Annotated in this window: 9 protein-coding genes and 1 pseudogene; 5 read left to right on the forward strand and 5 right to left on the reverse strand. The window is 61.9% G+C overall.

The annotated features are described in order from the left end of the window. On the forward strand, positions 1-274 hold a 274-nt coding region (locus AB0C34_RS31135), incomplete at its 5' end, for a LuxR C-terminal-related transcriptional regulator (RefSeq protein ID WP_357080940.1). Between the two features lie 181 nt (positions 275-455). Here AB0C34_RS31135 and AB0C34_RS31140 read toward each other — a convergent pair. Further along, complete coding sequence (locus tag AB0C34_RS31140) at positions 456-1,205, reverse strand: FadR/GntR family transcriptional regulator (RefSeq protein WP_357080943.1); 750 nt, start codon at positions 1,203-1,205, stop codon at positions 456-458. Positions 1,206-1,762: 557 nt separating this feature from the next. Between AB0C34_RS31140 and AB0C34_RS31145 the strand changes: the two genes are divergently transcribed. Continuing rightward, positions 1,763-2,284 (forward strand): DUF4254 domain-containing protein, encoded by a 522-nt coding sequence (locus tag AB0C34_RS31145; RefSeq protein WP_357080946.1) that lies wholly within the window; start codon positions 1,763-1,765, stop codon positions 2,282-2,284. A gap of 483 nt (positions 2,285-2,767) precedes the next feature. Here the strand turns inward: AB0C34_RS31145 and AB0C34_RS31150 are convergent. Continuing rightward, positions 2,768-2,974 (reverse strand): annotated as a pseudogene (locus AB0C34_RS31150) (IS5/IS1182 family transposase); the annotation flags it as partial. A gap of 1,834 nt (positions 2,975-4,808) precedes the next feature. Between AB0C34_RS31150 and AB0C34_RS31155 the strand changes: the two are divergent. Both AB0C34_RS31155 and AB0C34_RS31160 read left to right on the forward strand, forming a co-directional pair. Next, a complete protein-coding gene (locus AB0C34_RS31155) occupies positions 4,809-7,727 on the forward strand; it encodes an AAA family ATPase (protein WP_357080949.1) in 2,919 nt (972 codons plus the stop codon). Positions 7,728-7,932: 205 nt separating this feature from the next. Continuing rightward, positions 7,933-8,652, forward strand: a complete 720-nt coding sequence (locus tag AB0C34_RS31160; RefSeq protein ID WP_357080952.1) for a hypothetical protein — start codon at positions 7,933-7,935, stop codon at positions 8,650-8,652. 151 nt (positions 8,653-8,803) lie between these two features. On the opposite strand, the gene AB0C34_RS31165 is transcribed toward AB0C34_RS31160, so the two are convergent. Both AB0C34_RS31165 and AB0C34_RS31170 read right to left on the reverse strand, forming a co-directional pair. After that, positions 8,804-9,169, reverse strand: a complete 366-nt coding sequence (locus tag AB0C34_RS31165; RefSeq protein WP_357080954.1) for a group 1 truncated hemoglobin — start codon at positions 9,167-9,169, stop codon at positions 8,804-8,806. Positions 9,170-9,341: 172 nt separating this feature from the next. After that, positions 9,342-10,331: a dihydrodipicolinate synthase family protein gene (locus tag AB0C34_RS31170; RefSeq protein WP_357080957.1), complete on the reverse strand. Its 990-nt coding sequence runs from the start codon at positions 10,329-10,331 to the stop codon at positions 9,342-9,344. Positions 10,332-11,295: 964 nt separating this feature from the next. Here AB0C34_RS31170 and AB0C34_RS31175 point away from each other — a divergent pair. After that, positions 11,296-11,541, forward strand: coding sequence for a hypothetical protein (locus AB0C34_RS31175; protein ID WP_357080960.1), 246 nt, complete (start codon positions 11,296-11,298; stop codon positions 11,539-11,541). 1,004 nt (positions 11,542-12,545) lie between these two features. On the opposite strand, the gene AB0C34_RS31180 is transcribed toward AB0C34_RS31175, so the two are convergent. After that, the coding region (locus AB0C34_RS31180) for a helix-turn-helix transcriptional regulator (protein ID WP_357080963.1) at positions 12,546-12,798 on the reverse strand (253 nt) is incomplete at its 5' end.

Below are 12,798 nucleotides of genomic sequence, written 5' to 3' on the forward strand. Positions count from 1 at the left end.
CACCCTCGGAAAACGCGTACGACGCGGATCAGAAGCGAAAGAACCGTCGACTTTGACCGAACTCGAACGTGACATCGCCGACCGAGTCGTGCAGGGTTACACCAACCGCGAAATCGCGGCCGAACTCTACATCAGTCGCAAAACCGTCGAGAAACACCTCGCACGAGTCTTCACCAAACTCGGCACATCCTCCCGCTCCGAGGTAGCCACAGCGATGGACCAAAGCGGTCGAGCTCGCCGCTGGGGACGCGGTTCCGGGGAAGGGAGATTCTAGGTGGGGTCCTCCGCCTGGCCTTAGTGTGGTCAACTCGTTTTAACTCGCCGATTGATCGGACAGTCGTCGCAAGCACGGGCGCAGAGGGATTTGTTTTTGGACTGCTCAATAGTGACGGCGTAGTGAGGCCCGGAGGTAGCAGGTGCTCGCGTTCGACGGTCAGCCGCGAGCTACGCTTCGGTCAGGTTGCCGCTGGGTCGCCCTCCAATTCGGAAAGTTTCGATGCAATCCAGTCCAGATACTGGGTCGTTGCTTCCTGAGCACCCAATGTGTCGCGATTGTTGATCGCATGAAAGGTTCGCTCGTGAAGTGCCGCGCACATTTCCGTGGCTCCGGGCATAGCGGCCAACTGTTCGCTCAGGCGTCGTAGGGCGATCGAGAACGACGTAGAGAGGTCGACCAAGACGGGGTTGTGCGTACTCGCCGCAATGGCGAATCGAAATTCGGCGTCCGCCTGGGCGAACTCGTTCGCACCGAGATCGGGTGCGGCAAGTATCTCGCGCATACGTGCGATGAGGTCACTCATTCGGTTGATGTCCTCGTCGGTTCGTGCACGTGTGGAGATGCGAGCCATCTCCAGATCGAGTCCCCGGCGCACAGCGAGTACATCTTGCGGGTGCGCTCGGCTCAACCGCTCGAGGAGTTCACGAGAAGTCGACGTTTTCGCTCGGACGTACGTACCGTCACCCTGTTTGACTTCGAGCATTCCCGCGTGAGCGAGAACCTTGACCGCCTCGCGCACGGTTGTTCGCCCGACGCCGAGTTGGGCCTGCAACTGGGGTTCGGGCGGAAGTTTGGTCCCCACTCCGAAGATTCCGTTGCGGATGCCACGCTCGAGCCTCTGGACTACCTCGTCGACCAGGCCTCGCTTGCGGACCGGAGTAAGTTCGGCCTGCCTTGACTTTCCGGCTGTAGGCACATCGGGGAGCACGTGGCAAGTGTACGACAGTCATTTTACGAACAGATCATCAGTTGACCGTTGCCGTAACTGCCGCTACAAAGCTGTTCATCAGTTGCCCTAGGGAGAGCAGCGAGGAGCGATTGGCCCGCGGCCCGATCGGTGCTGGTGAGGTGGCTCGCATCGAGGTCTGGAGCTGCGGGGGAGTGAGGTTACCTCTCGATGTTGTGCCTGGAGCATCACCCACTCGCTCTACCTGCGATCGAGGTGAGCTGCAGTAGACCTGATACCCGAACTGCGACCCGTAGGCATTTGCCCCATATCTCATGCGGTGCGGTCGTGAGATCGTCGTACCGTGCTGGAACTCTATTCCGTCGATACGCGAGTCGATTCTGCAGCCTCCGTGCGGGCTTCGCTCGATGCTGATTCGTTGTCGCATTCCGGTTTGTGCGGTTCCGGACACCGCAGCACCCAACACCATTTTATCGGCCGCCAGGCGTCGATCAAGGCGATCACCGGGCGTCGATGCCGCCAACCGACGCATCGTGCAGGCTGTCCATTTCCGGCGGCGTGGTCCAGCGGTGAGTGACTTGACGGTCGGCAAGTATCTGCCACGTAAGGAGGCAGTGCTAGCGGCTTGCCGCGGATGGCCGCTGGCGGACAATCCTGTTCTCGAATCAGCCTGCGAACTGGCCACTATCTACGAATCGCAGAACAATCTTCTCCTCGACGTCGATGACATTGTCAACAATGATCGGTATCAAGAGCTCGGACGGATCATGGATTGGGCCGAACTGGTCGACACAGTCGTCTGCGACCGTCGTGACGGGTTGATTGCGTCGATCGATGAGTGGGTCGACCTTGTTGTACCAGCTGCCTCACCAACAGCGCCGCTGCACGCGGAAACCGTAGGGTTGGTGGTGGACAGGCTGGCGCTGCTGACAGTTCGATCGTATGTCGCATTCGCGAACGAGCCAGGTCCCGTAGCGCGAGCCGTCCACGCCCAGCTCTACGCCAATGCCGCTGGCTACGAAGAACTGGCTGATGTGCTCTCCGCCGGAATGCGACGCCTGCCGTCCCCCCAAAGACAGGCTGGATTGCGTTCACGCTGACAGAAATCGGTCGCTACATCCAGGCCGGTGCCGCCCGGCCCACGGAATGGGCCGCTCGGCGTCGGTGCGACCAGTGAGCGGATTCGCTGGTGATCTGAGGGTTGGTCCGCGACCTCGTACAACTTTCTGCGCCAGCACATTTGCGTGGAATATTGCAAGGGTGCGTCAGCTCTGGCGTGAAGAAGGCTGACAGGTTCGAAGGTACTCGAAACGGAAACGAGCCGGGAAGCCGTCGGGACCGCAGTTCAATATCGATGCGGTGAATGTGTTGTGGGCGTTGAATTCGGTTCTTTTGCGCCGTAGACGGGCGGGCGCTGAAGTTTCGTCGGTGGTCGACGAGCTCACCCAGGAATCGCTATCGCACCTGGCCGAACGGTCGATTACAGCCGAACGGTCGAGCGGGTGTTCGTGACCGCCGGGCGGTGCGCCTGATGATTGGAACTGCGGTCCCTTACTGATCGTTTCAGAATGAGACTCGGAGGCGCGCCTCAAACAGATGATGCTGCAAGCGAGTTCGAGCAGCATCCGATGTAGATCGGCGTGTATCTCGTAGCGAGTGCGAAGGCACTTGAACTGGTGAAGCCAGGCGAAGGTGCGCCCAACGCCCCACCGGGTCTTGCCCAAGCCAGAGCCGGATGGGACGCCATGGCGGGCGATCTTCGGAGTTATCCCGCGGCGCCGGAGGATTCGAGTTCCGAAACCGGTAGTGCCTGACATCGCTCGACAACCGGCCCCCAAACCCTGTCATGCGCTGAGTGGACTCCTGCTGTCCCGACTCGCACCGCAGCATGGTTTGCACGATTCTTTGCCGGCCCTCGCGGTTATCCGTGCGCACCATTGCTCATGCTGGTCGTACAGTGCGTTCCAGTCCTCCGCGGCAATAGATCGCCATTTTTGCGCGAGCTCCGCCGCGTGCACCGCCGGCCCTGCTCGCTCCACTTCGTTTTCAGCATGCGCAGCCCAGTCGACAAGTCTGACCCAGCGCGTGAAATCGTTCAGAAGTTCCGATTGCATCTCCAACCCCTTTGATGTTATTAATCCTGCAACTCCGGCCCGCGTGATCGCGGCCAGAACCGTTATTCGGGTTATGTGCCACAGGCCCGCAACGTCCCAATCTACCTGGGCATACCCTGTTTCAAATGGTGCCCAGGATCTCTCACACTCGGCCGTGGTACGTCGTGATGGTTGCGAAATGAGAAAGGGTCGACTTCATACTTCGAATTGACTGAGGTCGCGGCGGATACAGAAGTGTGCCTGCACGCCTTACTCTTGGCGAGAATCGCTGAACATCACTGGACTCGGATATGCCGGCATTGTCAACTGGCGCCAGTGCTACCTCGCATCGCTCGGCACCGAAAACTCGACGGTGTCCCGGCGGAGGTCTTTCCTCGGAGCCGCATCCGACGATCTTCAGTCCACATTTACTCGGAAAGTATCGAGGGCTCAACATTTCTAACCTCCAGGAGGATCGATGCTGACGTAATTCGAATCTCCCACGTCGGTAGACCGACGGACATGGGGAAAACCCCTACGATGGCGTGGCTACTGATCACCAGTGACGATGAGCGTCACTGCCGTTGTGGTCACAACCTGCCGCGAAGGCGTGGTGCGACAGCCGTCTTACTCGCTTTCCAACGGCCTTAGCTGGCAGACCGCCTGGTCGGCAAGCTGCGCGGATCCGCAATCGAAGTGAACTGTAGGACAACTCGAGGTCGCTGACCGCTGGCGCTCCGTGAGAGGCCGCGCGCCCTCGGGGGCAGCGCTCGGCGGCAGTGCTCGAAGTTCAGATCGCTGAAAAGTGTTGTCCGCAAACAGCTGATGATCAGCTGTACGACGCGGTGCGTCGGCGGTCGGAGAGGGGTGTTTGATCTAACTGCGCATATACAGCGCGAATTGGCAAATCCTGCGGAGAAGGGCCTTGGTATGCCACGGAACTTCAGCGGTTACGGCGGCAGTCCGGCAAGATCCGCCCAGATCGAGCGCGGACTGGTTGGCGAACGACGAGCTCCGAGGTGCTGCCGCGAAGCCGCGCTGGCGCAAAGTGGTCTCCGTAGCCGGCCACCGGGCCGACTTTCGCTCCAACAGCCGTCGATTCTTCGCTCGGCATGTGTGCGGTCACGATGATGAGCGGCAACAAGAGCCTGTGTCGCGAGGCTCCCGGTGAGGCTCAGTCGAGGATCTCATGCGCACATCAAGGGCGGCGGTGATCAGTTCCCATGGATTGGGATCCGGCTGTCGTCGGCGGCTGTTCCGTTCGACCGATGTTCGGCGATGCTCCTCGGGGTTGCGGCGCTGCCACGCCGCCGTTCGGTGAAGCCAGCGACGGGCGGAATTTTCGCTCATCAGCACTCGAGTAGGTAGAGCAACAACGATCAGATGACGTATGCAAGATCATCTGGTTACGTCCCCTATGTTGGTACGGGTAATGTTCGGTTGGAGAATCCCCTTGGTTGGGATCATTCGCTGAGGTCAGCTCGGTGTCGATGTCGGTGTTGATGTCGATGTCGATTCGTTTGGAGGCTCGATGGCGGCGATCGGGGCACGTGGCGCCCGATATGTAGCTCTGGTGGGCAGGACCGACGAGTTGCGGCATATCGATGAAGTGCTGGCCGCTGCTCGGTCGGGGTCGGCGGGTGCAGTGGTCATAGTGGGTGAACTGGGCATCGGTAAGTCGCGTCTGCTGGGGGAACTGTGCGAGCGCGCGACGGTATCGGGTTTCAACGTGTTGACTGGTCGCGGAACCGAGCTGGAACGAGAGATTCCCTTCGGACTGTTCGTCGAGGCGCTCAATGAGAAGTTCGGTGCACTCGATTCCCAGATCATCGCGGACCTGGGCCCGGATCAGATGGCCGAGCTGGCCGAGGTGTTGCCATCGGTGTCCAGACAGCACAGGCAGTCGGCGAGCGGATTGGAGACGGAGCGCTTCCAGTTCCATCGCGCGGTACGCGACACCTTGAGTTGCCTGGTTCCGTACAAGCCGATCGTGTTGGCGTTGGATGACGTGCATTGGGCCGACCCAGCATCGGTCGAGCTGATCGGTCATCTGCTGCGTCGCCCGGTACCGGGCATGGTATTGGTACTGGCGTATCGCCCGCGGGCAGTGGAGCGTTTGCTGCGGGAGGCGAGTGCGCAGGCCGCGCGCGAAGGCCTGTTACGTGTACTCGACCTGGCGCCGCTGACAGTCGCAGAGGCTGCGGAAGCGCTGGGTGAGCCAGCGGACTCGCCTCTGGTCCGTGGGTTGCACTCCGAAAGCGGCGGAAACCCCTTCTACCTCGAACAGTTGGCGCGGGTGTCGAAAAAGTCCCGGCCGAGTCCGATGCCTGCTGAGAGCGTGGAAATTCGGCACAAGACTGGCATATCCACCGCGCTGCGTATGACGATTACCCAGGAACTGACGGGGTTGGCGGGCGACGCGCTCGGGGTTCTACGTGCAGGAGCGGTGGCCGGTGATCCGTTCGATGTGGATCTGGTCGCCGAGATCGCCGAGTCCGACCAAGCTCGAGTGTTGAGATGCCTCGATAAGCTCGTGGGTGTCGATCTGGTTCGTCCGACTACGACGCCGGGTCAGTTCCGTTTCCGGCATCCGGTCGTGCGGCGGGTGGTATATGACGAGGCGATGCCGGGGTGGCGATTCGATGCCCACAAGCAGGCTGCGAGGGCACTCGGGCGGCGAGGCGCCCCTATCGGGACGAGAGCTCACCATGTTGAGCTTTCCGCGTCGCCTGGCGACGCGGAAGCCGCTGCAACTTTGGCCGAGGCAGGCCGGGCCGTAGCACCGCGTGCGCCTGCTGCCGCTGCGGGCTGGTTCGAGGCAGCGCTACGTCTTTTACCCGAGACCGGCGCTGACGAGCAGCGGTTCATGCTGGTCGTATCGCTCGCCGGAGCGCTTGCCTATTCCGGTCGCCTGCTCGATAGTCGCACCACGCTGGAGCAGGCGCTGCAAATATTGCCGGCAGACGCACTCGGCGAGCGGACTCGAATCATCGGCATGATCGCGCGCGCCGACCATGGACTCGGGCGGGCGGAGGACGCTCGCCACCTTCTTGTCGCAGCGCTCCGGGAAACGGCCGAGGGCAGCGCGGATGCGGTTCCGCTGGAACTGGCGCTGGCGGAGAACTACCTCATGAGGCGGCAGTGGGCCGAAGGCATCGATGTGGCGATGCGGGCTCGGGGGCATGCCGAGGCGCTCGGCGATTCCGGCTTGCTGGTCGCGGTGAATGCCCTGCTTGCCCTGTTGACCAACCATGAGGGCGACAAAGCCCGGTCGAAGTACTTCGCCGGCCTGGTCGCTGACCATATCGATGCCAGTGACGTCGTCATGGCGCCGGAGTTACTCGAACCGCTGGCGAACCTGGCTGACGCCGAGGTCGGTATCGACCAGCTTCGCGAGGCCAGCCGTCATGCCGAACGTGGGCTGAAGATCAGCCGCGCAACCGGGCACGGCCACGTCGTCGCCCGGTTCATGGTCAGCGCGGCCGCAGCGAAGATGTTCCTCGGCCACCTCCGCGAAGCCCGGCCCGCAGCGGAGTCCGCGGTCGAGATGGCGATCCTGCTCGATAACGACCAGCTCCGTACCACCGCGGATGCGACGCGGTGCTATATCGAGACGTGGACCGGCGAACTTGCAACGGCGATACGTGCCGGGCGCGCGGCGGTCCATGCGGCGGCCCGCACACCCGGCGCGCACTACGCCTGGTTGGCGCGTGGTTCTTACGGCCAGGCACTGATCGAAGCGGGCGAATTCGACCGCGGTCGCCGCGAAATGCTGCTGATCGGCGGACCCGATCTTTCCGAGATGCCTCCGACCGCGCGCTCGTTCTTCGAGCCGGCACTGGTCAAGGCGGAATTGGCCGCAGGCCGCATCGACGCGGCCGAGGCAATCGCCCGTCGCATGAAGGACTTCACATTCGGGTTGCGATCGCGGGAGGGTCAGGTCCATTACGCGGACGCGCAGATCTACCTCGCGCGAGGCGACTTTCCGGCTGCGGTCGCGGCTGCCCGACAGGCACAGGAAGGCTTCCACGCAGCGGAAATGGCCGTACTCGCCGCCCGGGCCCAGCTCATGACAGGCCGTGCGTTGGCCCGAACAGACCAGAACACAGCAGCGATCCACGAACTCGAAGTGGCCTTCGGCATACTACGAGACGCTGGCGCCGCGCGGCTTGCCGACGAGGCGGCACATGAGCTGCGGACTCTCGGAAAGCATGTACGACGCAGACCAGAGGCGAACGAACCGGTCAGCCCGTCGACTTTGACCGGACGCGAACGTGACATCGCCGACCGAGTCGTACAGGGCTACACCAACCGTGAAATCGCGGCTCAACTCTTCATCAGTCCCAAGACCGTCGAGAAACACCTCGCTCGGGTCTTCGCGAAGCTTGGCACATCCTCGCGCTCCGGCGTAGCCGCAGCAATGAACGGTCATCCGGCCGATTCGGAGTAAAGTTAGTCAGAATTCTTCCCGGTGGCGAGTAGTAAAGCCGAAGCGGATGTGCACCGAGCGTGCTGCTGTTGTCGATCGCACCGCCCCTGCCGAGGGCTGCGTTACCTCCGCATTGCCCATTCGCCGACCAAGATTGCGACCGCTGCGCGCATAACCACGCCAGTGATGGGAACCCGGAGGCCTCCAGCCAGAATAATGTTTCCCCATGTTCAAGGCGGAAGAATTTTACGCGCTCCGTACCGGACTTGCACCGCGTATTGGTACGGAGCCGAATGGTTCCGCTACCTACAACAGGTTGAGACCTTGCTGCCTCGGGAGGCTTCGAGTGGCGACGGGTCGGGTCGCAGCAGGCGGTCCTCGTGTATTCGGCGGGAGGGCTGATGACCGGACGTGGGGCGAACAGCAGCACGATTCGATCGCAGTGTTCGGCCCGGTGCCGGCCGGCTTACACGAAGTATGGCTGACGTTTGCCGTGCCGCTCGATGACCCGATCGGTTTTCTCGCTTATCTAAGCCTCGTTTTCGATGATTCGCCGATAGCAACGATCGAGCCCTGGATCGCAGAAGGAGCACCGCAGCCACACGGACAGCCAACGGACAGTTTCGTGCACGTCGACAACTCTCTCATCGGAGTGATGGATGCGGCTGTGGCCGATGATGCCGATGAAGTCGTCGCGGCGGCGGGTGAAAGCCTTTCCCGCACTCAGGTCTCGGCTTGCATCGCCCCGCTCTCATCCCCGGAGATCGGCTCTCCGGAGAGCTGCGACAGCGTCGTGGTCTGTCGAGCCATGGCAGGGACGTATCCCGTCGTGGCGACGCGAAGCGCCCTCGGCGAAGTAACCGGCCTGCATATAGATTTCGCGATTGTGGGTCCGCGAAACCGGAAAGATTGGTGGAAGGCGCGGCACACACATGCACGCCCATAGCTATCTCGAAGCAATCCGCTGGATTCGGCGACATCGGCACAGACCTCGCGCGGGTTCGCTTCGCCTATGTCCGGAGTACTTTCAGAACCGAAGGAGTTGTCCGCCTGTATATTTCAGCAACGACGGACAACGCCGAAACGATGTCAGCGAACTATGCTGATGGACCACCGACGATATCTGTTGCCAGATTCGAGACTATGCCGATGACCTCTTCCTCGACGTCTCCGGGCACACCCGCTGCCCTCAGCGAATCGGACAGATGCGCGGCCACGAGGTTGAAGTGATGCATCGTAATTCCCCTGCCCTGATGAATGCGACGCATCGGAACACCTGTGTAGCGATCAGGGCCGCCCAGTGCTGCAGCGAAGAACTCCGCTTGACGCCCCCGGAGTCGTGACATATTGGTGCCCGTGAAGAATCCGGATAACTCGTCGTCTGCGAGGACGCGTACATAGAAGTCGGCAACGACGGCCTCGATGGCCTCTGCTCCGCCGATCTTGTCGTAGATACTACTCATTGCATAACTCTTATCTATACGTAGAGCGGGGGTATTCACTACGAGGGGACACTGTCATGCCCGCAACGCGGACGACATGGGGGAAGTGCCTACGTTCTCACCGCCGGGCCAGGGCAAGCCGGCAGTGGATGTGCTCCGCTTCTCATGGGCGTCGAGCCACCAACACCTCGTTTCAGTGTCCGCCGGTGAGGCCGTCACGCGCGTTGATGTCAGGGGTGCGGGTGTCGGGGTTGTGCAGTCGGTTTCCGGCGACAACGGTTCGGATCGCTGTTTCGGCAACGCAGATGAATTCGGCCAGTTCGATGCTGGTGTTTGGGTCCAGTGGTAGCTGCGGCAGCCGGGGATCTCCAGCGTCGAGGCCGAAGTTGCGCAGGCCCGCTTTGATGGTGGCCGGTGCTCCGTGATCGTTGATCGTGCCCAGCAGCGGTCCGAGTCGGTCGAACAGCTGCGCGGCGGCCAGGACGTGTCCTGCGCTCAGCAGCCGCCATACCCGCACGATCTGCTCGGGCACCAGACATGCTGCGGCTGTGGACCATCCAGCAGCACCGGCGGCGGCGGCGTGCAGTGCATGCGAGTCGCTGCCGTTGAACACGGAGATTGCGCCGCCACTGAGATCGGTGATTCGGCTCATTCGTTGGATGAGACCGCTGGATTCTTCGACCATCGTGATGGCCTCGACATCCGCGGCGAGATCGGTGAGGAATTCGGGGCGCATGTCGGCGCCTGTCGCCGCGGGATCATTGCCGATCATCATCGGTAAGCCCACAAAATCCGCGATCGTCGCGACGTGCAATCTCAGTTCGTTCTCGGTCAGTCGCCAGCAGGAAACGGGCTTCACCATGATGGCGGTCGCGTTGAGCCGCTCGGCGAAACGGGCCCGTTCGATGGCGCCTGGCGTGGTGACATCGGAGATGTCGACGATGGACGATACCCGCCCACCGATTTGTTCGAGGCAGGTCGCTGTGGCCCTCCGCCACTCGGTCCGGCCGAGATAAGCGGTTTCGCCGCTGTCGCCGAGTGGCATGATCGCATCGACACCGGCGTCGATCATCCGGTTCACAATCTTGCGCAGCGTTCCGGTATCGACACCGTCTTCTGCGAACGGGGTCACCAGCTGCGCCACAATACCTGAGATCGCGTTGCGCGCCGGTGTGTCACCCATGCAGATCATGTCCATTCGATGATGTCGGAGAATTCCATGCGGTACGCGCACCGACATCCCGATCGCGCCATGGCGTTACCAACAAAGACTCTCCCACGTCCCCGACGACCAAGACATGGGGGAAATGCCTACGATGAATCCAACACCCACCCCCACTGACAATGCCGGCATCGAGGCCATCCTCAGCCTACCTGCGACACCTGGCCGCCGATCCGGTCGGCCTTATTCGATTCGCGAGCTATCGACAAATGAATGCTCTTGTCGGCGTCGGTTTTTCGGGTCGGCGGATATAGAGTGCAACGCGGAGGTGACAGAGTGACGCCTCGGGTCTGGTGCCGAACTGATTGTTTCCTCGTGCGAGAGAGGGTCTCCACGGCTCGTGACGAAGCCTGTTCGCGTGTCAGCCGGTGACGCCAGTTCGACAACGGCTTTGTCGAGACTGGGGCGCCTCTTTGGAATGACGGTCGGCGACAGGGCTTCTCCGCATCGATATGTCACAATGCCGATACCCCCGTTGATCAATGTGAATGTGTGAGTGGACAGATTCGGCATCGTAAAGGGGCCCTCCTGCCCCGCAGCGGGGCGGATCGTAGGCATTTCCCCCATAACACCGGAACCGCTGGTCCACGAGGATCGAATGGACGCCGATACCGTTCTTCTCGAGACGAGATGTGCTATGCATCATGGCAAGCCTGACATCTTCAACCCCCCGGTGGCCAACGCTGCGCTCGGCAGTGCACCGACGTCGAGGTGGGAATCCTTGCTCGAGAGCAGGTGGCACTCCGATCGATGATTACCTCGAGAAGAACTGAGACGAGCAATCGTCTTCTCGTTTGAATAAGTATCCTCTCGTCTCGGATCAGGCGCTCCCTGATTCACGATTGCTGGCGGCCGGAATGTTACTGGGCATTTCTGTGTTCTGTCGCCGGAGGGATCACATAGCCCTAACCGATAAGGAATGATTATGGATCTTCTGCGCATTGAGGTCAGTAATGCGGGATTCGATGCAGCCATGGAAGCGTTGATAATGGACGACCCTCATCCGGGACATGACTATCAGGATTCCCCGTCGCACTGGCTACGTCGCGCACTCTACGCATATGAATGGGCGAAGCGGACCTACGCGACCGAGGTTCCGCAGCCCGGCAAGGCTCGTGAGGCTGTACTACTTCACGAGAGCCTCGAGCGACAGCGGTGGACCGGCCGATGACTGTGCGGATCCGGGGCATCTGTCCGTCCTGAACAGTGCGGCTTCGGGACCAAGGCGCCGTCGAGCGAGCCCTCAACGCCGCATCGGCTTCCGATCACATCGTGCCAGCGAGTGCGCTAGATGCGTCCAGGTCCTAGATCGAGCAGCCGCGCGCGGTCAGTCGTCGTAGTGCCCGCCGCGCACGATCGTTATCTCTGTGTCGGTGGTGTAGTAGACCAGTCCTCGACCGTGCCCTCGCTCGGTCGGCTCGGGGTCTGGACGGGGTGTTGAACACCGTCCGCGCTATCCGCTCGCGCCCATCGGGTTGCTCGCGCTGGGGCGTTGCTGGGGATGTCGCGGTCAAACCTCACCGCCTTCCGCGACTCCGGCCTGGCCCACTGCCGAGAAGGTTGCCCGTCGTCAGGGCGCCGATGCCTTGCAGGCGATGCGCATCGCTATCGGTGTTGGCGAATCCGAGCAGTCGCCTGCCGGCGACTACGCCGATCCGAACATCACCCAGCCGTCAACGCGGTCAGGAATTGACCGAACCCGCCGACACCCGACCGGTCCTCTCCTACGAGGAAGCCACAAGGACCGCCGCGGTGTCGTCCAGACCCGACTCGCGACGATCGCCCACGAACTCTGCGGCATCGGCTGACGCGTGTGTCGCGAATTCGTGCGAGCCGACAGTGGGTTCGATAGACCGGGCTCGGTGCCGCAGCGCGGACATGTCCTCTACAGCCGGGTAGTTTGCCGGGTGAGGGCCGGTTGGTCGAGCGGGGGATTGTTGTTTGTACGTTGTGGAGCAACGGGCCTCTGCCGAGTGCACGTGGCCAACTGTGACGGGCCCGCCCCCGGCGCACCGTGGCGGTGGCGACCCGGGGACGGTTTATCACGAGAGACCCGCGGGATCACGCGGTACTGGACAACACGGCGAGACGAGGAAAGAATTCCGCGCCGAACAGCTGGCGGTGGCGGGCTGCGCCTCATGCGCGATACGAGATCGACGTGGACGGTTTGTCGTTTCATTCCGAGGTGGCGCGGTCGCGGTTCATTGCTGCGGCGACGCCGGAGCGGGAGGATGTGCCGAGTTTGGTGAAGACTCGTGCGAGGTGTTTCTCGACGGTTTTGGGGCTGATGTAGAGTTCGGCCGCGATTTCGCGGTTGGTGTAACCCTGCACGACTCGGTCGGCGATGTCACGTTCACGTGCGGTCAAGGCCGCTGGGTCGATGACCACTCCGATGTCCGGTCTGCGCTGGACACGTTTTCCGAGAGTA

Source organism: Nocardia sp. NPDC049220 (assembly GCF_040647855.1).
Lineage (GTDB): Bacteria > Actinomycetota > Actinomycetes > Mycobacteriales > Mycobacteriaceae > Nocardia.